The organism is Chryseobacterium sp. FR048 (assembly GCF_056844665.1).
Map to the genome: position 1 here is coordinate 692,609 of NZ_JBXDSE010000002.1, position 23,539 is coordinate 716,147.

Annotated in this window: 18 protein-coding genes; 2 read left to right on the top strand and 16 right to left on the bottom strand. The window is 37.2% G+C overall.

Features of this window, described 5'->3' with window-relative positions; all coding sequences use genetic code 11:
• Positions 1–4 precede the first annotated feature (4 nt).
• From AC106K_RS08070 to AC106K_RS08140, 15 genes are all read right to left on the bottom strand, one after another.
• Positions 5–637 carry a bifunctional 4-hydroxy-2-oxoglutarate aldolase/2-dehydro-3-deoxy-phosphogluconate aldolase gene (locus AC106K_RS08070; protein WP_482444357.1) on the bottom strand — a complete coding sequence of 211 codons (633 nt, stop codon included), beginning with the start codon at positions 635–637 and terminating at the stop codon, positions 5–7.
• Positions 634–1,647: a sugar kinase gene (locus AC106K_RS08075; RefSeq protein ID WP_482444359.1), complete on the bottom strand. Its 1,014-nt coding sequence runs from the start codon at positions 1,645–1,647 to the stop codon at positions 634–636. Before AC106K_RS08075 ends, AC106K_RS08070 begins: the two co-directional genes overlap by 4 nt.
• Positions 1,637–3,055 carry a glucuronate isomerase gene (gene uxaC, locus AC106K_RS08080; protein WP_482444361.1) on the bottom strand — a complete coding sequence of 473 codons (1,419 nt, stop codon included), beginning with the start codon at positions 3,053–3,055 and terminating at the stop codon, positions 1,637–1,639. The genes AC106K_RS08075 and uxaC overlap by 11 nt, the downstream gene beginning before the upstream one ends.
• A 128-nt stretch (positions 3,056–3,183) precedes the next feature.
• On the bottom strand, positions 3,184–3,999 hold the full coding sequence (locus AC106K_RS08085) for an SDR family oxidoreductase (RefSeq protein WP_482444363.1): 816 nt from the start codon (positions 3,997–3,999) through the stop codon (positions 3,184–3,186).
• A gap of 31 nt (positions 4,000–4,030) precedes the next feature.
• On the bottom strand, positions 4,031–5,206 hold the full coding sequence (gene uxuA, locus AC106K_RS08090) for a mannonate dehydratase (RefSeq protein WP_482444365.1): 1,176 nt from the start codon (positions 5,204–5,206) through the stop codon (positions 4,031–4,033).
• A gap of 79 nt (positions 5,207–5,285) precedes the next feature.
• On the bottom strand, positions 5,286–7,244 hold the full coding sequence (locus AC106K_RS08095; protein WP_482444367.1) for a RagB/SusD family nutrient uptake outer membrane protein: 1,959 nt from the start codon (positions 7,242–7,244) through the stop codon (positions 5,286–5,288).
• Between the two features lie 12 nt (positions 7,245–7,256).
• Entirely contained in the window at positions 7,257–10,151 is a 2,895-nt protein-coding gene (locus tag AC106K_RS08100) for a SusC/RagA family TonB-linked outer membrane protein (protein WP_482444369.1), read from the bottom strand.
• A 93-nt stretch (positions 10,152–10,244) separates the two neighbouring features.
• Positions 10,245–11,573, bottom strand: coding sequence for a xylose isomerase (gene xylA, locus AC106K_RS08105; RefSeq protein ID WP_482444371.1), 1,329 nt, complete (start codon positions 11,571–11,573; stop codon positions 10,245–10,247).
• Between the two features lie 107 nt (positions 11,574–11,680).
• Positions 11,681–13,165 carry a xylulokinase gene (locus AC106K_RS08110; RefSeq protein WP_482444373.1) on the bottom strand — a complete coding sequence of 495 codons (1,485 nt, stop codon included), beginning with the start codon at positions 13,163–13,165 and terminating at the stop codon, positions 11,681–11,683.
• Between the two features lie 15 nt (positions 13,166–13,180).
• The gene (locus AC106K_RS08115) at positions 13,181–13,906 is read right to left on the bottom strand and encodes an NUDIX hydrolase (protein ID WP_185248362.1); all 726 of its coding nucleotides are present in this window, start codon (positions 13,904–13,906) and stop codon (positions 13,181–13,183) included.
• Between the two features lie 1,105 nt (positions 13,907–15,011).
• Positions 15,012–15,836 carry a hypothetical protein gene (locus AC106K_RS08120; RefSeq protein WP_482444375.1) on the bottom strand — a complete coding sequence of 275 codons (825 nt, stop codon included), beginning with the start codon at positions 15,834–15,836 and terminating at the stop codon, positions 15,012–15,014.
• Between the two features lie 143 nt (positions 15,837–15,979).
• A complete protein-coding gene (locus AC106K_RS08125) occupies positions 15,980–16,618 on the bottom strand; it encodes a DUF3945 domain-containing protein (protein WP_482444377.1) in 639 nt (212 codons plus the stop codon).
• A gap of 29 nt (positions 16,619–16,647) precedes the next feature.
• The gene (locus AC106K_RS08130) at positions 16,648–16,926 is read right to left on the bottom strand and encodes a DUF4099 domain-containing protein (RefSeq protein WP_482444378.1); all 279 of its coding nucleotides are present in this window, start codon (positions 16,924–16,926) and stop codon (positions 16,648–16,650) included.
• Between the two features lie 108 nt (positions 16,927–17,034).
• On the bottom strand, positions 17,035–17,262 hold the full coding sequence (locus AC106K_RS08135) for a hypothetical protein (protein ID WP_482444380.1): 228 nt from the start codon (positions 17,260–17,262) through the stop codon (positions 17,035–17,037).
• A gap of 554 nt (positions 17,263–17,816) precedes the next feature.
• Entirely contained in the window at positions 17,817–18,824 is a 1,008-nt protein-coding gene (locus tag AC106K_RS08140) for an SDR family NAD(P)-dependent oxidoreductase (protein ID WP_482444382.1), read from the bottom strand.
• 884 nt (positions 18,825–19,708) lie between these two features.
• On the opposite strand from AC106K_RS08140, the gene AC106K_RS08145 reads away from it, so the two are divergent.
• Positions 19,709–20,107 carry a DUF5367 family protein gene (locus tag AC106K_RS08145; RefSeq protein WP_474474945.1) on the top strand — a complete coding sequence of 133 codons (399 nt, stop codon included), beginning with the start codon at positions 19,709–19,711 and terminating at the stop codon, positions 20,105–20,107.
• A gap of 555 nt (positions 20,108–20,662) precedes the next feature.
• On the top strand, positions 20,663–21,901 hold the full coding sequence (locus tag AC106K_RS08150; protein WP_482444384.1) for an MFS transporter: 1,239 nt from the start codon (positions 20,663–20,665) through the stop codon (positions 21,899–21,901).
• An 861-nt stretch (positions 21,902–22,762) separates the two neighbouring features.
• Here the strand turns inward: AC106K_RS08150 and AC106K_RS08155 are convergent.
• Positions 22,763–23,401: a Crp/Fnr family transcriptional regulator gene (locus AC106K_RS08155; protein ID WP_482444386.1), complete on the bottom strand. Its 639-nt coding sequence runs from the start codon at positions 23,399–23,401 to the stop codon at positions 22,763–22,765.
• Positions 23,402–23,539: the final 138 nt, after the last annotated feature.

A 23,539-nucleotide genomic window follows, 5' to 3' on the forward strand; every position in this document is an offset into this window, starting at 1 on the left:
TGAGTTATTGATTAAGTTGTTGTAATAAATTTTTTGTTTTCAGCGTCAGTTCTTCCTCATTACTATCTTTTCCGATGAGTGAGCTTCCCAACCCTGCTGCTATTGCACCACCATTAAACCAATCCATAATATCTTCAAATTCTGCATTAATCCCCCCGGTTGGCATAAAATTCATTCCCGGAAAAACAGGTTTCACAGATTTGATGTAGTTCTTCCCTAAAGCATCTGCCGGAAATATTTTGACGAGTGATAACCCATTTTGATACGCTATATTGATATCGGAAGGAGTAAAACAGCCCGGAATCAGAAGAATATTTCTTTCAAGAGCATGTTTCACCAATTCTTCACTGATCACTGGTGTAATGATAAAATCTGCTTTTGCAAAAGCATAATCATCCATTTCTTTTATGTTTTTTACCGTTCCGATTCCTAACAGAAGATCAGGAAATTCTGTATGGGAAATTTCTTTCAGCTTAGTGAAATTTTCCAGTGCCTGATGGCCGCGGTTGGTATATTCTATCACACGGATTCCTGCTTGGTATAAAGCTTTTATTATATTTCTTGAGATCTCAAATGATTCATTATAGAATAATGGAACTATTTTCTGGTCTTTTATTTTTTGTAGTATTTCACTCATAATGTTTCGATATTAATGCTTTCATCAATGGTATCTCCTTTTACGAAAAGCTTTTTAAAAGCCACTTTTGTCGCATCCTCAAGAATCTGCTGATCAGGATTTCCTTTTAAAATTCCATGAATCAAAGCGGCCATGAAAGAATCACCGCTTCCTACCCTTTCTTCAATTGTCTCTGAATTATATTTTTCTGAAATCAAAAGCTGTTCACCAGCAAATAAGGTGGCAAAATAATTGACCTTTTCTCCGTTTGTAAAGCGGAAGGTATTGGCTATTTTTTCCACCCCCGGAAATTGCCTTCTGATTTCCAATGCTGTTTTTTCAGCCTGTTTCAGAAGATTTTCATCATCAAATTTTCCGTTAAGCTCGTACTCAACATGAATATTCAGGAACTGCCCAACAGACCAGATATTTCCCATGAGAACGTTCACGAATGGCATCAGTTCTTTGATTTTATGAGAATTGTGGTTTTGCCAAAGCAACGCTCTGTAATTCAGGTCCAGAGAAACTGTAATATTTCTGTTTCTGGCTTCTTTCATGATCAATAAACATTTGCGAAATGCATTGTCACTCAAAGCTGGTGTGATGGTACTGATATGCAGCCATTTTACTTCTGAAAATATTTCATCATCACTGAACTTTTCAAAATCCGATTGGGTAAAAACAGACGGAAAGCGGTCGTATACCACTGAAGCGTTCTGCATATCTCCATCAGAAGAAAGGTAAAATGTTCCTATTCTCCCTTGAGTTTTTTCTGCAAGAACTTCTATTCCTTTATTTTTAAGCTGTAATTCGAGGTGATTTCCTACAAAATTCTCCGGTAATGCTGATAACAGTTTCACAGAATTCTTCCACTGGGAAAGTGCTGCCGCGACATTGTATTCAGCGCCGCCAATATACATCTTCAGAGACTGATCATTGAGCCAGTTTCCTTCGGAATCCGGGGCAAAGTGGAGAAGCAGTTCCCCGAAACATAGTATTTTCTTCGAGTCCTGCATAGTATTAAATTTCAAAATAATTTTTTGTATTGTAATAGCAGATGTCCTGAATGATCTTTCCTACCCATTTTTCATCATCAGGCAGCAGGCCTCTTTCCATTTCACTTCCGAACAGATTGCACAAAAGTCTTCTGAAATAATCGTGTCTTGAGAATGATAACAGGCTTCGGGAATCGGTTAACATGCCGACAAAAGTGCTGATGAGACCAATATTGGAGAGTGTATTCATCTGTTTGGTCATCCCGTCGAGCTGATCAAGAAACCACCAGGCCGCTCCAAACTGTACCTTGGATTTGATTCCTCCTTCATTGAAGTTTCCGGCAAGAGCTGCCAAAACCTCGTTAAATGCCGGATTCAGATTGTATATAATGGTTTTGGCCAGTTTTCCTTCTGAATTCAATGCATCCAGCAAAACGCTCAATCGCTGTGCATAATATGGTTCTCCAATGGCATCATATCCTGCATTGGCGCCCATTTTTCTGAACATTTCTGAATTGTTGTTTCGGGTTGCTCCTACATGAAACTGCTGTACCCAGCCTTTTTCAGCATACATTTTGCAAAGCTCTTTCAGCAAATAGCCGCATAAGGCATCCGGATCGGAAAACATTGAAAGATTACCTTTCAGGAATTCAGAAAACTCTTTTTCAAGAGTATGATTCCATTTTGTGGTATCCGGGAAATATTCAAAGCCATGATCGGCTACTTTTGCTCCTGCTTCCACAAAATAGTTGATTCTGGACTGAAGTGCATTCAACAGGTCCGAGGCTGATGTGATTGAAAATCCGCAGACTTTTTCAAGCTTTTTAATTCCTGAAAGATATTGTTCAGAATTAATGATATTAATATAGGTATCAGGGCGGAAAGCCGGAAGAACAGCTGTGTTAAATCCAATGTTTTTTAAAGCTTTGTGATGAACCAGATCATCAGCAGGATCATCTGTAGTGCACAACGCTTGTACCTTAAAATTCTGAATGATGGATTGTGGTAAAAAGTCAGATGTCTGCAGACTTTCATTCATCTGATGATATAAAGTATCTGCATTATCGGGTGATAAATATTCACTGATTCCAAAAGGGTTTTTGAGCTCCAGATGCGTCCAGTGAAATAGCGGGTTACGAAGGGTATAAGGCACCACTTCTGTCCATTTCATAAATTTTTCGTGATCTGAAGCATTTCCTGAAATAAACTGCTCATCAATACCAAAATTTCTCATAGCTCTCCATTTGTAATGGTCCCCATCCAGCCAGATAGCGGTTGGAGAACGGAAGTTTTGATTGGCAGCAATAACATCCGGTTCAAGATGATTATGATAATCGATCACGGGCATATCTTTGGCATATCCGAAATAGAGATTCTCTGCCTTTGCTGATTCAAGCAGAAACAATTCTCCGAAAACGTCTTTATTTTTAGTGGAATTACTCATTATTTATTGTTACAATCCTGGATTTTAATTGTCTTTTATTTCTGACTTCATGAAAGCCGGCATTTTAAAAACAGAACCCTTAATGAAACCACTAAGGTCCTGTTTGATGATATGAAGAAATTAGCTTTTTATACTCCGCTGAATGCGCTAAAACCTCCGTCAACAGGAATCAATGCTCCTGTGATGAAGCTTGCTGCATCGGAACACAGAAACTGTACAACCCCATTCAGTTCTTCTACATCTCCAAATCTCTGCATGGGTGTTTTCGCCATTACTTTTTTACTTCTTTCGGTTAAGCTTCCGTCCGGATTCAACAGAATAGCACGGTTCTGATCTCCAATGAAAAATCCGGGAGCCACGGCATTAACGCGTATTTTATCTCCAAATTTCAATGCCAGATCAGTGGCCAGCCACTGGGTAAAATTGGTGATTGCTGATTTGGCGGCAGAATATCCGGCTACTCTTGTAATTGCTGAATAGGCAGCCATGGAAGAAATATTAATAATGTTTCCGCTTCCCTTCTCCGCCATTACTTTTCCGAAAACATAGCTGGGGTAAACTGTCCCGTTGATATTGAGATCGGTAACCTCAGCCCATCCTTTCATATCCATATCAAAAAATGACTGTTCGGGTGATAAGGTTGCTGACGGAATATTTCCACCCGCTATATTGAGCAGAATATCAATGCGGCCATACTTTTCTTTTATTGTCAAGTAAGCGGCTTCAAGGCTTTCAATATCCATCACATTGGCTTCTACAGCAAGTGCATCCCCGCCCAAATCTGTCAGTTCTTTTACCCGGGCTTCCAATGTTTCCTGGTTCCTTCCCAGAGCCACAACTTTTGCTCCGGCCTCTATAAAACTTTTGGCAAGGCTGCCTCCCAAAACGCCCGAAGCCCCTGTGATGACTGCTACTTTGTTTTCAATACTAAACAGGTCTTTCATTTTACTTTTTATTATTTATTACAAACGCAGATTAATTTTTTTGTAATTCCGACTGTACTGCGGCCATTACTCCTTCTATCTGGCCCAATGCCAGCATTCTTCCTAAAAATGAATAGCCTGGATTATAACCTTTGTCAACATCTTCTGTTAAAAGCCTACCATGGTCAATTCTCATCGGAAGATCAGGATTTTCTTTTTCAAATACACGGATCACTTCAATGAGCTTTCCTCTTCCTCCAAGGTGATGAGCCTCGATGAAGTCACCGTTTTCACAGACATTTGTACTTCTCAGGTGAACAAATTTGGTTCTGTGGGCAAATTTCTCCGCCAGTTTCGGAACATCATTCTGAAGGTTGGCACTTAGAGATCCGGCACAGAAGGTTAATCCGTTGTGAGGGTTATCAACAGCTTTCAGAAGCCAGTCAATATCTTCTTCATTGGTTACGATCCTTGGCAAGCCCAATAATGAAAACGGCGGATCATCAGGATGTACACACATCTGAATATTCCATTTTTCACAGACAGGCATTATTTTTTCAAGGAAATATTTCATATTCTGACGAAGTCTGTCTTTATCGATCCCATCATACAATGCCAGTAAACTTTTGAATTTTTCTACAGGATTCAATTCACCTTCTTTGATATTTCCGTTCACGAATCCCTGTGTTTTTACAATAACTGAATCTATCAGGTCATTGTTATCTTTTTCTGTTAAGGTATTTTTTAATTCTTTTACTTTTTGAAGGATTTCTGAGTTGTAATCGTTTTCTGCTTCCTTTCTTTGAAGGATATGAATTTCGAAGTACGCAAACTTGGCTTTGTCAAAATAAAGTGATGAAGAACCGTCTTCCCATTCGTGAAAGAGGTCGGTGCGTGCCCAGTCGAGAACGGGCATAAAGTTGTAGCAAACTGTTGTAACTCCTGCTTTACCAAGATTTTCAAGGCTTATGATATAATTTTCTATTAAAGAGTCACGGTCTTCACCTCCGTATTTGATGGCTTCGCTTACGGGAAGACTTTCCACAACAGACCAGCGAAGTCCGTGGCTTTCTATATAGTTTTTATAATCATTGATGGCCTCTGAATTCCAGATTTCTCCGTTTGGGATATCGTGCAGGGCAGAAACAATTCCTTCTACTCCTATTTGACGAAGTATGCTGAGTGCTATTTTGTCTTTTTTGCCAAACCAACGCCAAGTTTTTTCCATAGTTTTAAAATTTAATTCAGATAAACAAAGCAGGTGCTTTTCACACCTACTCTGTTACCGATATGAATGTAGAATGAAATTAATTGTATCCCGGATTCTGATATTTTGCTTTAATATCTGCCGATACTTCCATGGCATCGATCTGGTTCTGAGGAATCGGTCTCAGATAATGAAATGGTTTTATCGTTCTAGTAACCGTTTGCGGAGCATGATCTCCATAAGAAGCTCCTCCAATCTGATAACTTGCCGCATAATCTCCCCACTTCTGTGTACGTACCAGATCATACCATCTGTAGAATTCTCCGTAATATTCACGGGATCTTTCTGCAAGGATATAATCAATGGTAATTACAGATGGCGTAGCAGCAGTCATTGCGGCACTGTTATCTGCTACATAAGCGGTATTCTGTGCATTATTGAACTTCCATTTTCCGGCACGGGCACGGATGACGTTGATAAGATCTCTGGCTGTCATAGCTCCTGAAGCCCCTTTTACAGATGCTTCTGCGGCAATAAAATAGAATTCTGAGAATTTGGCAACGCTGAAAGGACGTGTTAATCCTGCATTCGGATATCCTAAGCCATTTGGATCATCGGTACGGTAAGTTCCTATTTTCCAAAGACCCGGATATACAATTCTGCTGATTCCGTTCGGTGCAATGACCCAGTCTGCTCTTCCTGACAGAGTTCCTGCTCCCACACCACTTTGCCCTGCTCCCGTAGGATAAGAAGGAGTCTGGCTGTCATCATTAAGGAAGCTTAAAATAGCACCTCCTGGTTGTACAGGCAGATTATTGGCATTATAAAGTACGGGAACTGTAGTTAATCCCGTTCCATTCTTGTTCCAGTTTCCTCTGTAAGTGGTTACAAAAGTTCCGTCATAACGGGAATCGTTGGTTTTATCTGCAAAAGTATTTTTAATAACTCCCAAGGTAGGACACATACGAACCCAAGGACGTCCCAAAGGCTGTGATGCTTCTCTCTGTACGGGGCTAACAATGTCTGCTCCTAACCATGCTGTTGTTCTACTACTTTTGATGGCAGTATAGTTCCAGGTCTGCATCCATGCTGCAAAATTGTCCGGAGCCCAGCCTGACCCGAATCCTACAGGATCACTTTCGTTATAGTATGTGCTCGACTGAGTATGATCTGCATACAACATCGATTCGGTATTTCTGTCATTTGAACCTACATTCACATCATAGAAGGTAGGCTGAAGCGCATAAGTACCGGGATTGTTGATTCCTTCCAAGGCAATATCATAAGCCTGCTGAAAATACCATTGGGCATTGTGTCCGTCCGGGTCAGTTCTTGCTGTTTCAGGATACGTTGGAATTCCGTTTGGATTCTGCAGCCACCATCCGTAAGTAAGATAGGCTTTGGCAAGCATTAGTCTTGCTACATTTTTAGTGACACCTCCGGTTACCCTTGGTGATGCCGGCAGATTTTCTATTGCTTTTTTAAGGTCAGCAAAAACAGTTTTTGTGTATACTTCCGGTACGGTATTTCTTACGGAAGAGGTGGAAGGCAAAGTGTTATATTTCAGTTCTCCTGTTCCTAAATCCAGTGGAACTCCTCCATACGTTTGTACAAGCATGAAATAGTAAAAACCGCGGAAGAAACGGGCTTCAGAGATCATAGATTCTGCGATTCCGAATCCTGGTCCTTTTTCAATAATTCCGTTGGCAGTATTGATATACGGGAATACAGAGTTCCAGACCATACTTGTAGGAAAGGTATTGGAATTGATGATACCGTTTCCGGACATATCTAATTCCTTAAAGTTACCGTCAGCACTCTGTGCCCAGGTAGATTCGTCAGTTCCGTTCTGACAATTGCTCATAAAGTAGCCATTGCCGTACAGTAATCTCATCTGCCTGTATAAAGCCGTAAATCCCTGATTAACACCATCCGGTGTATTAAAATAATCAGCGGTATATATTGATCTTGGCTGTTCATCAAGAATTTCATTACAACCTGTAAATGTTAAGGATAAAAAGATTGCTCCTAATAACAGTTTTTTATTAAAATTTATCATGACAATACAGTTTTAAAAGGTTAAGTTAAGTCCCATTAAGTAATTTCTTGTGGAAGGGTTATTGGTTCCTATAACAAGCTGGCGGCTCTGATATCCGCTTACCGCCTGGTTTTCATTTCCGAAAGAGTTCGGTTCCGGATCCATCCCTGAGAACTTATGATACGGTGAGAATAGTACAACAGGATTAGTTACGGTGAAGTAAATTCTTAAGCTGGTAATTTTCAGATCCTTTAAAAAATCTTTGTTAAAATTATATCCTAAGGTAATGGTACGAAGCTTAAGATAAGAAGCATCAAACATAGCTAAAGTAGAAGAATACTTCGGATTATCACCACTCAGATGGCGCCCCGGACGTGGAAAATAAGCTCCTGTATTGTCTTCTGTCCAGTAGTCTACATCTACGTTATTCCCTCTTCCCGTTAATCGGTTAAGATAACTTGCAGATCCATAAATGGTACTTACCAAAATTCCCCCATGCTGGAAAGCTCCGACTGTGCTCAGTTCAAAATTTTTGTAAGCAAAGCGCATATTAAATCCTCCCTGGAATTTCGGAGCCGTATCAAAAATCTGTCTGTCATCGGGTCCAATTGCTCTTACCGGTGTTCCGTCAGCATTATAACCTCCGGTGTAAAGAACTTTGATAGATCCTACAACATCTGCAGCAGTACCCGGTTCCAGAATATTCTGGTAAGGATCGCCTGCCTGCCAAAGACCGATGTACTGATAATCGTATAATGAATTGATATTATGCCCTACAAACCATGAGTTATTGATGTCACGTTCTGTTCCTGATGCAAGCGATAAAATTTTGTTTTTATTGGTATAGAAATTAACTCCTGCTTCCCATGTAAATCCATCCGGATTATCAAAAATAACCCCGTTTAAAGAAACTTCAACTCCTTTATTTTCTGTTTCTGCTACATTGGAAACAATGGAAGACCATCCGCTTGATGCCGGAAGGCTTTTCTGTGTTAACAGGTCATAGGTATGGGTTTTGTAATACTCCACACTCCCCGTAAGGCGGTTGTTCAAAATCCCGAAATCTACTCCGTAGTTTTGTGTTTTTGAATATTCCCATCCCAGGCTTGGGTTAGGCGGCTGATTTCCATATATCCCTGTACTTCCAGCACTTCCGTAGTTATAAGGAGCTACGTTAAATCTTCCCATCGTAGAATATGGATCCACTGCCTGATTGGAAGTCTGTCCCCATCCGGCTCTGAATTTAAGGAGATTAATCACTTTGATATTCTGCATGAAAGATTCATTGGTAACATTCCATCCTAGTGATAATGCGGGATAGGTGTGCCACTTGTTTCCCGGAGCAAGCCTTGAAGATCCGTCAGCACGAAGTGTCGCCGTAAGCATATACCTGTTATCATACGTATACATGATTCTTCCCATCGCTGAAAGCAGGCCTGTTTTCCAGTACACCTGGTCTTCAGGTCGTACGGTAATATCAGCCTGAGGCGACTGTCCTAAGTTATAATACTGGAAAAAGTCTGCCGGAACATTCTTTGCACTCATGTATGAGCTTGTATACTTATTCTGTTCTGCTGAATAAAGTGCTACAGCATTTACTTTATGCTTACCAAATGTACGGTCAAACGTTAAAAGGTTTTCCAACACCCAGTGGTAGGTCTGGTTATTCCCTCTTCCGGCTGCGGAAGGACCTAGAGGATTCGTATTAAAGACTCCTACACCGGAGTAATTTCCGCTGTTTGAAGTACGGTAATCCAACCCTACATTTAATCTGTACTTTAATCCTTTGATCGGAAGGCTGGCTTCCCCGTAAAGATTGTTATAGGATGCGAAGGCCTTAGTCTCATCAATATATTTATCTCCCAAATTCCCCAGGCTCCCTCTTGTATAAATCCATGTCTGATCGATACCGCCAGCTGTACTCATTACTCTTTTCGGAGTTCCGTCTGCATTGTAAGGATTAGCAATAGGAGAATATCCTAAAACAGCTCCCGGGTTTACCCCATTTCCTTCAGAAACGGAATAGTTTGTATTGGTAGTGAAACCGAACTTAAAGATAGATCCCACCTGCTGATCAATCGCCATACGAAGAGCAAATCTTTCATAACTTTGAATAGGGATTAATGCATTTTGCTTGAAGTATGACAAGCCTACATTATAATTTCCACCTTCTGTTCCTCCTGATACGCCAATATCATGACTGGTCATCATGGCAGGTTTATAATACAAACTTTGCCAGTCTGTATTAACACTGCTATTTTCATCTGCCCCGTTGGAATACAAAGGTGTTGTATTTCCTGCTGGAATGGCATAAGCACGCAACTGCGCAAATTTAGGACCATCCATCATCGGGTATTTTGAAAATAAGGTCTGAACTCCTGTAAAGGTGTTATAACTGAATTTAGGTCTCTGTCCTTTTGCCCCTCTGTTGGTGGTAACAAGGATAACACCGTTTGCTCCTCTTGATCCATAAATGGCTGTAGCAGAAGCATCTTTGAGGATATCAATACTTTTGATGTCACTAGAGCTTATATCTCCCAGTGATCCTACGAAGGGAATACCATCCAATACAATCAGCGGGTTATTATCTCCTGTAAGAGATCGTGTTCCCCTGATACGAATCTGCATGGCAGCACCCGGTTTTGTAGATGTCTGTGAGATATCTACCCCTGCTGTCCTTCCTTGTAATGCCTGGGTAATATTGGCAGAAGGTACTTCACGCAGGGCATCTCCTTTTACAGTGGCTACAGAACCTGTCACAGCTTCTTTTCTCTGGGTTCCATATCCTATCACAACAACTTCATCTATTTTATTTTCTTTAGCTACTGTATCTTTCTTAACCTGTGAATATGCTATGCCGCAAGGCAACAGAGTCATTGCAAAAAACAGTGCTGCTCTATTGCTTTTATTGAAATAAAATCGGTTCATAATTATTATTTTAGTATTAGTTGTTGAATAAAAGGCTGTTTAATAATTATAGTTTATAAAATCCTTAGTGTTTATGAGCCTTTTATTTTTTTATTATATATGCATATTCACGATAGCTTCAAACAATTCCTGTTTTCCGCTTTTTGGCTGTGGTTCGCCGATTTCGTGAGCAATTCTCTGAAGATCTTCCAATGTAAGAGTACCTTCCTCGAATGCTTTCCCGTTTCCTTTATCAAAAGAAGCGTAGCGGTCTGTTCTCAGTTTTTTGTAATCCGAATTTTCAAGAATATCAGCCGCTGCCAGAAGACCTTTAGCAAAAACATCCATTCCCGAAATGTGAGAAATGAATAAATCTTCAGCATCAATAGAATTCCTTCTGATTTTAGCATCAAAGTTCACTCCTCCTGTTCCCAGACCTCCTGTCGGAAGCAGAACAAGCCATGCCTGAACCATATCATAATAATCGATCGGGAATTGGTCTGTATCCCATCCGTTCTGATAATCTCCCCTGTTGGCATCAATACTTCCTAAAAGTCCTGCATCAACTGCAACCTGAAGCTCATGTTCGAATGTATGGCCTGCCAATGTAGCGTGATTCACTTCGATATTCAATTTGAAATCTTTGTCTAATCCGTAATGTCTAAGGAATCCGATTACTGTTTCAGAATCATAATCGTACTGATGTTTGGTAGGCTCCATCGGTTTTGGCTCGATCAGGAAAGTTCCTTTAAAGCCCTGCTGGCGGGCATAGTCTCTTGACATGGAAAGGAAACGCGCAAGGTGATCTTTTTCACGCTTCATGTCTGTGTTCAAAAGGCTCATATATCCTTCTCTTCCACCCCAGAAGACATAATTTTCACCACCAAGCGCTATCGTTGCATCTATTGAGTTTTTCACCTGAGTTCCTGCACAGGCTACTACATCAAAATTTGGATTGGTAGAAGCACCGTTCATATATCTTTCATGAGTGAAAACATTGGCTGTCCCCCATAAAAGCTTAATTCCTGTTTCCTGCTGCTTTTGTTTGGCGTATTCCACGATAGTCTGCATATTTTTCTCGTAGTCCTTCCAGTTGCTGGCAGGGTCTACAAGATCAATATCATGGAAGCAGTAATAATTGAATCCCATTTTAGACATGAATTCGAAACCTGCATCCATTTTGTGCATTGCTCTTGTTACCGGATCGTTTCCGATATCCCATGGGTGGTGAATGGTAGGACCTCCGAAAGGATCGCTTCCGTTGGCACATAAGGTATGCCACCATGCCATTGCAAATCTGGTCCAGTCTTTCATAGGTTTTCCCATCACGATCTTTTCCGCATCATAATAGCGGAACGCCAACGGGTTCCTACTTTCCTTGCCTTCAAACTTAATTTTTTCAATACCTGTAAAAAACTCTTTTGTACCTGTTAAAGTGTTCATATTTATTTGATTATTTTTAATTTATTTTTTTTAATTTTTGCGTAGAGATACCCTTCTCACTGATTCTTAAAAGTCAGTAAGCGGATAAAAAAACTGTTGTAATTGTCCTAGATTATTTCTTTAAGATGATGTTTCCATCTGGCATAGGCTTCTAAATATTGTTCTTGTTTTTCGTGTTCCGGCTCTATTACCGCTATTTTTTCAAGTGATGAAAATGCTTCTCTGGAATCTGAATAAAATCCTATTCCCATTCCGGCAGCCCTAGCCGCTCCTACCGCTCCATCGGTATCATAAAGTTCAATAACCGCATTGCTCACACTGGACAGTGACTGGCGAAATATTGAACTTAAAAACATATTGGCATTTCCTGCCCGGATCACCTGGATATCCATTCCGATATTTCTCATGATATCCATTCCGTATTCGTAGGAGAATACAATACCTTCCTGTGCTGCACGCAGAATATCTCCTTTAGAATGTATATTAAAATTAATTCCGTGAATAGAGCAGCTTGTATCTTTATTTTCAAGCACTCTTTCAGCACCGTTTCCGAAAGGAATAATACTTAATCCTTTTGAACCAATAGGTGAAAGTGAAGCCATATCATTCATATCACCGTAAGAAGAAAGAGAGGTTGCAAAATTATGCTTCAGCCAGGAATTTAAAATACCTGTTCCATTGATACACAGTAAAACACCCAGTCTGATCTTTTCCGGTGTATAATTGACATGGGCAAAAGTATTTACCCTTGATAACTTATCATATTCCAGCTGGTCCAAAACACCATATACCACTCCGGAAGTTCCTGCTGTAGAGGCAATTTCTCCAGGGTTAAAGACATTCAGGGAAAGCGCATTGTTGGGCTGGTCTCCTGCTCTGTAAGAAATAGGTGTACCTTCCTTTAAGCCTAATTCTTCCGCTGCTGCCCTTGAAACGGTTGCCTGAATACCGAATGTAGGGACAATTTCCGGGAAAAAACTTTTAGGAATTCCATAGTGGTTAATGATATCTTCCGAGATACAGTTGTTCTTAAAATCCCAGAATATTCCTTCTGATAATCCTTCGATGGTCATTCCTATCTGCCCAGAGAGTCTCATGGCAATATAATCTCCGGGAAGCATTATTTTGTCTATCTTTTCGAAAATTTCAGGTTCGTTTTCTTTTACCCAGGCAAGTTTTGATGCCGTAAAGTTCCCCGGTGAATTTAAAAGATGTGAGAGACATTTTTCTTCACCAATGGTTTTGAAAGCTTTTTCTCCATAAGACACAGCACGGCTGTCGCACCAGATAATTGAAGGTCTTAAGAGGTTCTGATCTTTATCTACCAGAATCAACCCATGCATCTGCCAGGTAATTCCGATTCCTTTAATATCTTCAGCATGTACACCAGATTCATGCATAACAGCTTCATGCGCCAACTTCAGATTGGTCCACCAGTCCACAGGGTTTTGTTCTGCCCATCCTGGATTTATAGCAGTGATTTTCATTTCTTTTTTGGGAGAAAATTCAGAAGCAATCACTTTTCCACTGGATGCCTCTATGAGACACACTTTCACAGAAGAACTGCCAATGTCATAGCCTAGTAAGTACATAATTTTAAAAAAAGGTTATTTGATAAGTTTTGTATTGTTTTTCTTGTAAATTTTAGCATCAAACCTGTAATACCTTGCGGCGCGGTGTGATACATCCTTCTGAATTTCGTCCAAAGGAACAATATAGGGAAATGAAGATATTTTTTTATGGAAATTCTTAATATCAATATTTTTTTCGCTTAAAGCGCTGTATAGCTGATAAAGCTGTCTTATGGTGAATCTTTTGGGCAGCAGCTCAAAAATAATGGAGAAATCAGATTCAATCCATTTTCTGATCTCCATGAAAGATTCACTGATAATTTTATTATGGTCAAATGGCAGTACCGGAACCTCATCAATAGGATACCAGTCTACGGTATCATATTTTGTACTGTTGATCTTGTGATCTATTTTACAAAGGGAAAGATAGGCCACCGTAATGATCCTGTCTATATGATGCTTATATTCCTGATCCATCCATTTGATATCATGCACGTTGCTTGCTCTCATAGGATCTGCAAAGCATTTGAACTGTTTTAGAACCATTTTTTTAATTCCCGTAAGTTCGTGAAGTACTCTTTGTGCAGCATCATCTACATCTTCATCACTAAAAATTAAACTTCCGGGAAGTTTGATCTGTTTTTCCAGTGGTACATCATCAACATGGCGTTGTACTAATAAGATATTCAACCGGTTTTCATGGTCAAATCCAAAGACAACACAATCTACAGAGACATAGGTATGGATAAAGTTCTGATTCATTAGTTTGTTAACATTTTGGTAACATTACAAATATAAAAATTCATCTGAATAAAAAAAATAAATCCGCTATTATCTACTGCTTATCAACGATTTACATATCGAATTTTTATGATATGAATTGTATAAAAAATATGATAAGGTTATCATTATTTTTACACTTACTTATTTCATAAGATATGAATTTACAATCAATTGCAATTTCACAATACTCTTAAAAAGATTATTTTTTTCCGAATAAATATTATGATAAGAAGAGTTAATTTTTTTTTCATTTTGCACAAAAAAAAATGTGAAAAGCACACTTTTTATTATTAAAAAAGAGGTAAATCTTCATTTTCGATTACCGTTTTTTACACTCTAACTACAAATAATTACGAAACAATCAACTTAAACAACAATATGATGTCATAATGCAAACATGAAAATCAGAAATATAAACGGCAAGTTTTTTAATTTGAAAATTTATTTATTTTCTAATTATCAAGGCCTTTCTCTCACCTCTGAATATTTCCAAAAAAAAGAAAACGGAATAACTGGAGGGTATATTTTGGGAAAATTCGTTTATGCCATAATCTTTTGGTGACATAAGCAATAGAAGCGAACAATACCTTAACTAATTTATTATGGAAAATATTTGAAAAACGCACCCCATTTTATAAAAATCAATATTTATATAAATTTTGGTACTAAAACAGTTTATCCTCCGAATCAAAATATTGATATATACTTTCTATCCGCAATAAATCTTCTTTAAAAAAAATCGAGAAATCATCCGTTTGGGGCTCCAGACAGGGATAAGCTGTTGTTTTATCATTTTTTTTTATTTTCAATATCACATAACTTATTGGTTACAAGAGATATACCACTTAGTACAGAATTTACTCTGTTAGTTCGATATTTAAATCCTGTAAATTCAAGATTTTCGGGATATATCGAACTAATTATTTTTCTTTTTGCTTCTATGCTACTGGCTTGGTATAATATTGATAAGTTAGATATAACTGATAGAGCCTTGTTTAAGCGATCATCAACTTTTCCGGGATTAGTATAGACATTTTTTGTAATTCTTAATTTAAAACAAATTTTTATCTTTTAAATTCTCTTACTAATCCATCAAACTATTCAAACGATCCAAATCTTCCTGATCCAGCCAATGCTTATCTGTAATTGTAACCGCTCTTTTTGATCCATCCATATAAATAATGTTTACCGATACTAATTTCAATGTTTCAACAATATCAGTAAGCCAAACATTATCAAAAGACCATGACCCTGAAGCTAAACTTTCAACAGGACCTATTCCCTTTCTGCTCATATTAACCCCCACTCTGTCTTTTACAGCATTTTTACCATAAAAATTGAAAGTTATATATTTAATTGTTTTTTTGCTGAAGTTTAATATTTTAAACTCTGCCCCTGTAAAGGAATAATCTTCTGTAGGAAATGCTGAAATGATGGCAATCCCGTTTTTCTCTTTACTGAAAATCCTATCGTAAACCTCGCTTTTAAGTTTGCGCATATAAACCTCCGAGTATCTTTTTGACCAAGAATCAAGACTATCTTTTTCAGCAGCGGTAAGGCTATTGATTTTAGCTTTTACATCCGCTAATTGTTTTTGTTCGCCCTTCATTACATAAAAAACATTTTCATTTTCCGAATTATCTTCCATATAGTACTTCTTCCCATCAAAATAAAAACCTATCATATCTTTTGTACTCGAATATCCTTTACACTCAGTAATATCTGTTACAAAAAGCATATCCTGGGGCTGATATTTTTTATCATAATCTCCTGTTCGATAACAAGATGTACTAAATGAAGGATAAATAAGGGAGCTGTTACTGCGTAAGACAGTGATGGAATCTTTGGTAAACTGACAGGAATAAAGATGTGCAAAAAAGATTACACTCAGAAACAATAGTTTTTTCATGATTAAAGTTTGGGCAAATATAAGAAAAAAGCGACATGAGATTTTACGGGTATCCTCAATTCTCATACAGATAGGTATACTCTAACCTCCCATAAATCCAGTAAAAAACATCACATTTCAAATATTGTATCTATAATCTTCCTTTACATCCCCCTCCCTCTCTTCCTACTCTTCCCCTTCTGCTCCCCCTTCCACACATTCTTAAAAGAAAACTCAAACTTCCCCACCTTCTTATCAAACCTCAAATACCCCTGATACCTTTTTCCATTCCTATCCACCAGCCCATCCACATACGCCACTTCCCCAACCTTAAGTTTCTCCATCTGCCATTTCTTTAGTTTCTTCCCTCTAAATAACTCCGGAACCTGTCTAAAATCTTCCACTCCCAATCTCCTTACATTTTTATCCAGCAAAAACTCCACATACCTTTTATCCGCATTATACTGCACCCCAGCATTAAACAATGTTCCTCTGGCAGAAAGCATATTTTCAAGATACAGCGGTTTTCCTTCCCTTAGTATTTTTCTCTGTTCTTCATCCAACGTCACTCCTTTAATCACCAGTGGAATCCTGACAAACTCAGTCTTAACCTGAATCAGCTCATTAGTCAGCCTGTCCCTGCTAATAAGTGAAGGTACCTTCTCTCCTGTAATCCTATGGACCAAATCTACCACCCTTCCCATATTCCCATTACCCTTAAGATTTCTTTTATCTTCTTCTGAAAATATATGCCCAAAGAACGGTATAGAAAAATCAGGCATCGTTCTTACAGGATGAAACATAAGTTCCACTTCACCAAAGTCATTAGCCTTTAAAGAAAGCCTTGCTTCAATGCCCCCCCCTTTACTGTTCCCAAATCAATATGTACCGGAACTAACTTATCCGTTTTATAGCCTTTCAGCATAGATTCCAAAACCCCAAGCTCCTGTAATACTTCCTTACTGAGCCTCAGCTTCTCCATCATCTTCCAGTTCACCTGCTCAGGCTTATATAAGTAATTATTAGAAGCGCCCCCTCTTTGATCTTTCATTTCTCCTCCAGCCATTCTATAAGCCTCGACACTCTCAATAGAAATTTCATAGTCTCTCAATTCCCCTCTTCCTTCATCAGAACTGTCATCAATATAATTCTGTAACTGTAAAGCTGTCTGCCCGGCTTCATATTCCGTTACCTTAAAAAATGAAAACTCCCCAGGCTCTTAAAGCTGATGATAAAATCCAGCATAAAACTCTGCAAAAGAATTCTCATTAGAATCAATACTTACTATTTCTGCATTGTTCAGTTCCCTGGGATGTACGCTATGCAGTTCACCATAATCACCTAATCCCTGAACAATTCCAACAGTACCTGTTTCATGATGTAACACCAGTAAAGTATCTGCTTTCTTTTTAATGATATCCGGCTGTTCATTTGTCTCTGTATCCATAATGTTCTTAATTATGCAGATTTCAAATTACAATACAAGACAACTTTCTTACATCAACAGGAGATAAAAGGCTGTACTTGGCTTTGAATAGCCCTAATTGTTTGTAAGTATATACAGAGCATTGTCTCATCAAGGTATTCAACCAAAAAGAGTATATTCAAATTTTGAATATACTCTCTAAAAACTTAGAAAAAAAGTAATAACAGAACTACTTTTTACTTTAAAATGCAAATTATTTTATACTAAAAACATACGCTTCCATTTTGCTACGGAATTTCTGCTTAATTTAAAATGATTTGCTAATTGGGTGGTGGGTGATATCTTCTATTGGGAATCGCAGAGGTTGATTTCCATTTTCCGACTGTTACCATTCATAAAATAGCCAAAATGCCTTTTATTCCGGATCTAAGATATTCCATGGATAAAGAAAAATCACTGGAAATCCAACAAAGCCTGTAGGAAGAAATTAGTATGACCTGGCGGAAGCCTTATCCCCAGGAACATGAAATAGGATTGCCAAGGCAGAAAATTCTATAAGAGAATATATATAATCATTAGCCAATACTCTTATTGCTCTTATTTACGAGACCTTTTTTTAATCCTATTACTGCAAAACCGGCCACAATTCCAATTAATACAGCTACTTTAATGTTTTTAGAAGTATTTAAAGGAGGTCTACCATATATTTTGTGAGGATCTTGAGAAGGCTTAAGTATATTCCCAGATACTTCAGGACCATTCTTTATTTTCATCATTAACCGTACACCCGCTGATGCCGTATTGATTACTACTTTAGGGAAAAGTCTGTAAATTGAAGTAATTGCATAAGATCTGAAATCGGGAAATAAATCTTTTTTCGGTTTCCTAGCTAATTCAACCATTTTTGCAGCAGTATCCCGTGGATCTGAAGCAATGGGAGGTATGCCCATCTTAAATCCTGAGTATTTTGCAGAGTGAAGGTTCCCAGTTGATTTTTGAAGTTGGGGGTATAAATTACACACATGAATGTTTGCATAATTTGAAATTTCGCCTTGTAGACCATCCATCATCCCTTTAATACCATACTTAGTCGCCGAGTATACAGAACTGTAAGGCGCTGGCATATAACCTCCTATAGAAACATTATTTATCAATATCCCCTCATTCTGCTTTTTGAAGATTTTAATGGCATTGTAAGCACCATGCATATAGCCAAATAGATTAGTTTTAATAACCTGTTCGTGAATCTCCATCGGAATCTCTTCAAATTTTCCACTCGCCATTACCCCCGCATTATTTATCCAAATATCAATTCTGCCAAATCGGGACAAGGTCGCTTCTGCTACCCTCTCTATATCTGCAGCAACGGATGTATCAGCCGAAAGTCCCAGTACCTCTACTCCCATTCCTTTGCAAAGCTCAACCACTTCATCTATACCTTTCTGTCCTCTGGCTACGATAACTATATTGCATCCTTCCAAAGCAAAAGCTTCTGCAGCAGCCCTTCCTACTCCACTGCTAGAGCCTGTTATTACGACTGTTTTTCGTAATAGTGTCTGTTGAAATTCTTCTTCTTTTCTCATGTTTACTTTTTTTATTTGGTAAAAAATAGAACATGTATTGTGCCAGATGTGTAATTTTTAAAATACATTGTACATTCATCCAGATTTTAACATTTAAGAATAATAGTGATTTTAGCAAAGGTAAATATCTATCAATTGGTTTTATAAATTCTGATTATCATGTTTTTACATTTACATATTTAATATCCTGCAGCCATTGATTTCATCAAAACTATTACTAAATCACAGGATTTCATCAATAGCATATGATCATTTAGCTTTTGCGCTGGGAACGAAAACTTTTTTTGATTTGACTAAATACAACAATGTGCACTGCCTAGCTGCCTCGGTAGCATATCCCCTACCTTCAATCTTGGTATTGAAATGCCACCCAACATTATAGGTATCGTCTTCTTCCATTGCAAAAAGATGTCCGATCAAGCTATCATCTTCCTTTCTGCAAATTGGGACCGATCTTTGCTTTTCTTTGTCACATCCGTCAATGCCTCTTCCATATTGTAAAGTCTTTCTTCAACAAAACAATTTATACGAGGATCAATCATATAATCTAACAATGCTCCCGCATCTCTTTAGCTGAATCTGCGGACAACCAATCGCTCAGTACTCTATAATGCCATAAAACTAGTATTTAATTTAAGAATGTGCATCTTATCGCTGCATCATATCTTGTTTATATCTTATTTCTACTATTTAATAGCTACTTTGCTCCTCTTTTTGCCCCTTATATTTATAACTTGCCATTTAAAGGAAAATAATTTGTACACAATTAAAAGGCCATTAAGCAAAAACTGATAAAATTCATGTAAAACATTCTTTCTTTAAATAGGAAATATTTAATTTTATAATCAATAATAATATCAGTAAAAGTATTGACCAATCATTAAATGAATCTTTATAAAGAAAAATATATAACGGCAAGTTTTATTGTTGGGTTTTTGGTATGGTTTTTTGCAACTTTTTTATTTAGAGTTGCAGGACATTATTTTTTTATTGTTGAGAACATATTATTAATGGTTATATTGTATATTCTTCTTATACCAGCCTTAGGATTTATTGCAACTTCAGTTTTCAAAAGATTTAAACTCAACAACCTTGAAAGTGTAAAATCTGCGGCTATTATGGTTTTGCCCGGAATGCTATTGGATACATTATGTATACAGTTTTTTGATAAACTATTCCCTAATATGCCGGAAATATATAGTAAAACTTTTGCCTCATGGCTGATGTTTGCCTATGCTGTTGTTTTGATTTTCGGGCTTATTAGAAAAAAATATTCTTCATAGTAGTTATTTTTTATACATATTACTTTTATCATTACTTTAACTAAATGTATGGAACTTGGATTATAGTGATTACAGGTTGCAAAGCTCATTTGGAAATTTAACACTCAATGAGTTCACCGAAATGCAGTGAAAAAATGGAATTTTCTCGATTCTTGATTGGTAATATTAACGGGGAGATATCATTCTTCAGGATGATTTACATTAGCAAAAACTATTCAATTTTGAACTTTCAACTATTTTTGAGACATATTTATTCTAATTATAAGTAATAGTCCAATTTTTGTTTTATTCAGCAAATTAAACGCTTCACAACTCTGTTTTACCGTTTCACATTCAAAGTTATTTATTTACCTCAATCAATATTTATCTTTACATTCATAAAATCATATTACTTTCTGTGACTGAGAAAAAGAAAAACCTTTTGTGCAGACTCAAAAACTAATGTTGATATAGGCAACAGCATGTAAGTTTTCCTATATTTTCATTTATCTTGTCCATTCTTTTTCTTATAAAAAATATTATAAAACACAAAATGATCAAGGAATGAGCCAAAACATGATTGCTGAAGAAGAAATAAATTGGAAAAAACGATACTGGTTTATTTTTTCTGGACAGACTCTTTCAATTATTGGGTCTTCGTTAACACAATTTGTACTCATGTGGTGGATAGCAGATACGACAGGGAGTGTGAGCAAGCTGGCTTTGGCAGGAACTGTCGCTCTATTACCTCAGGCAATATTAAGTCCCGTAGGAGGCGTATTTGCAGATCGTTACAGTAGAAGAATGATCATGATTCTGGCAGACGTGATAAGCGCTCTTTGCGTTGGTATTTTGATGATCCTCTTTATTACCGATCATATTGAACTCTGGCAGATCTATCTTATGATGGCTATAAGAGGTGCTATGCAAGCTTTTCAGTCTCCAGCAGTTGAAGCAAGTACGGCTATGCTTGTGCCTAAAGCTTTTCTCCCACGTGCCGCTGGCCTGAACCAAATCTTAATGGGTGCTACTTTGGTTGCCAGTGCTCCGCTTGGTGCCTTGGCCATAAGCGTCATGCCATTAGGTTGGGCATTAAGTATCGATGTATTTACTGCTCTCTTGGGTATTACACCATTATTCTTTTTCGTTATTCCTCAATTTAAAAAAGAGGAAAATAGCAGTTATCTTTTAAAGGACATTGTATCCGAACTTGGTGAAGGACTATCCATGGTGTGGAAAAATCCAGGACTGAAAAGACTTTTTCTTCTTTTGGGTGGCATCGTTCTTATAATAATGCCCACGTTTACCTTTATACCACTTTTAGTAAAAGATCATTTTAATGGCGGAGTCAATGAAGTAGGTATTATGGAGGCACTTGCAGGAATAGGTATGGTAGTTGGTGGTGTTTTAATTACCATTATTGCTCCCAAACGAAAAATGATATGGATTCTTTGCGGGTTGGGCATGTCCTGTTTTGCGATAAGTCTCACTGCGCTCATGCCTACAAACCTGTTTTGGGCTGGAGTATTTTGGTGGATGGTAAGCTCTATTACTTTTATTTTTGCCAACGCCCCCTTAACAGCATTACTACAGACTCTTGTTCCCAATCAAATTCAGGGAAGAGTATTATCACTTCTGAATATGATAATGGGGCTCGCTGCACCGGTAGGACTTTTGATTGCTAATCCATTGGGTAAATGGATAGGTCTACGCTGGATGTTTATTCTTATTGGGTTTTTAGGAGGGCTGGTTGCATTCGCGGGATTTGCATCCCGTCGACTTAGAGCTATTGAAAAGGATGAAATAATACGATAGAATAAGTTTAGGAATAAATCGAATTGTAGCTACTTAAAAAATTTGCAATTAAAGTTACTTATTAGTTAAAATTGTGTTTTGTTAAAGAACTTTGAAGTCTATTTGAACACTATCGTAAAATAAGAAAACTTGGAAAATAAATTGAATATACTACCTAAATAAATTATCTTAACTTGTAAAAACTGAATTACCTATTGATCTGCAATACGTTTTCCCCTATTTTCCAACTTTTATCAATAAGGTGTTGATGAAGATATTAGAACTTTTCCCCGATTTCTTAAGTACCATTTAAGACCATCTAACTCATACTTAGCTTTCTCAGAAGCCTAGAAAGATTCCGTAAGAACCTAAAGAAAACCACTATATACCACTTTACATTCATTTTGTTCCATAAATTGCTGAACAAGTTCTACAACTATTTTTATAAGATCAGAATTCACATCAAATATATTAGTGAAAAAATATACTTAATAAAATATCTAAATATTCCTTATTATCATTTTATTTATAAATTTTAAAATTATAATGGAATCCTTAATTACTTCGTATAATAAAAAGACTTAACAAAATAAAAATGATTAAACCCCATATCCTATCAAAGAATTAACAATTATTTAGTACTTTAATATTACAGAATCTCACCTCGCATTTTTGGAGAGCGGATTGTTTGTAGAGATGTGCTTTTTAAGCATAAAAATAAATCAAGCTTGAGGGAATCTGGTTCTTAATGCTTGGAAATACAGTAAAGGGTCTAACTATGGTAACAAACAATTTGTAATTCACAGGCACCAACCTAAGGAAAAATTTCTTTTTAACAAATAGGTGGAATATAATAACTACAAACTAACAATAATCCTCACACTACTTTTTTTCGGTTACTACCTCAATAGCTGTTTTGCGTTGGATAATTACACCCTCATTGACAAGCTTTTTAAGAACACGACTTATCACTTCTCTGGATGTACCCAAACCTGAGGCAATATCTTTATGAGTAATTTTTACAGGATTGTTTCCCGTAGCTTCGGCACGTTGACGAATATAATTAAGAACTCTGGTATCCAATTTATGGAAAACGGCATCATTAATCATATTCATAAGTGAAGTAAAACGGCTGTCATATTCACTGTAGAAAAAATTATTTATTGCAGGAAAGTTTTCCATCAATGTGAGTAGGCTTGAAACAGGAATCAGAAGGGCCTTGGAAGATTCTTCAGTACAGGCATATACAGAACTGATGCAGTTTTTAAAAATAGAGGCAAAAGTCATAATACAACTTTCCCCAGGCTTCATATAGTAGTATAGAAGCTCTCTTCCATCATTTAGAGTAAAAACTTTTACAGAACCTTTAATAAGAATAGGGACATAATGAATTCTCTGTCCAGGGATCACAATCTCTGTTCTAGATTTTATATCTGTAATTACACTACATTTTTCAAGTTCATGTATAAAATCCAATCCGAGAAATCCAAATTTTTCAGTTATAAACTGATTATTTATCATAAAATTATTCTATCAATTTTTAATGAATATCATCATGCTCTTATCAGAAAGCATTTCAAATAAAAAGGAGTGCAAATGTATTTTTTAGAACTTTTTTACTTGAAAAAAATTGATAAAATTTTTCTATTATCAATATAA

Bases quoted from the DNA above. Each gene is read 5' to 3' on its own strand.
- uxaC (WP_482444361.1), bottom strand. From the start codon at position 3,055: ATGAGTAATTCCACTAAAAATAAAGACGTTTTCGGAGAATTGTTTCTG.
- AC106K_RS08115 (WP_185248362.1), bottom strand. From the start codon at position 13,906: ATGAATCAGAACTTTATCCATACCTATGTCTCTGTAGATTGTGTTGTC.
- AC106K_RS08095 (WP_482444367.1), bottom strand. From the start codon at position 7,244: ATGATAAATTTTAATAAAAAACTGTTATTAGGAGCAATCTTTTTATCC.
- AC106K_RS08125 (WP_482444377.1), bottom strand. From the start codon at position 16,618: ATGTTTCATCCTGTAAGAACGATGCCTGATTTTTCTATACCGTTCTTT.
- AC106K_RS08110 (WP_482444373.1), bottom strand. From the start codon at position 13,165: ATGTACTTACTAGGCTATGACATTGGCAGTTCTTCTGTGAAAGTGTGT.
- AC106K_RS08100 (WP_482444369.1), bottom strand. From the start codon at position 10,151: ATGAACCGATTTTATTTCAATAAAAGCAATAGAGCAGCACTGTTTTTT.
- AC106K_RS08120 (WP_482444375.1), bottom strand. From the start codon at position 15,836: ATGAAAAAACTATTGTTTCTGAGTGTAATCTTTTTTGCACATCTTTAT.
- AC106K_RS08070 (WP_482444357.1), bottom strand. From the start codon at position 637: ATGAGTGAAATACTACAAAAAATAAAAGACCAGAAAATAGTTCCATTA.
- AC106K_RS08155 (WP_482444386.1), bottom strand. From the start codon at position 23,401: ATGATAAATAATCAGTTTATAACTGAAAAATTTGGATTTCTCGGATTG.
- xylA (WP_482444371.1), bottom strand. From the start codon at position 11,573: ATGAACACTTTAACAGGTACAAAAGAGTTTTTTACAGGTATTGAAAAA.
- AC106K_RS08135 (WP_482444380.1), bottom strand. From the start codon at position 17,262: ATGGATACAGAGACAAATGAACAGCCGGATATCATTAAAAAGAAAGCA.
- AC106K_RS08145 (WP_474474945.1), top strand. From the start codon at position 19,709: ATGAATCTTTATAAAGAAAAATATATAACGGCAAGTTTTATTGTTGGG.
- AC106K_RS08140 (WP_482444382.1), bottom strand. From the start codon at position 18,824: ATGAGAAAAGAAGAAGAATTTCAACAGACACTATTACGAAAAACAGTC.
- AC106K_RS08150 (WP_482444384.1), top strand. From the start codon at position 20,663: ATGATTGCTGAAGAAGAAATAAATTGGAAAAAACGATACTGGTTTATT.
- uxuA (WP_482444365.1), bottom strand. From the start codon at position 5,206: ATGGAAAAAACTTGGCGTTGGTTTGGCAAAAAAGACAAAATAGCACTC.
- AC106K_RS08085 (WP_482444363.1), bottom strand. From the start codon at position 3,999: ATGAAAGACCTGTTTAGTATTGAAAACAAAGTAGCAGTCATCACAGGG.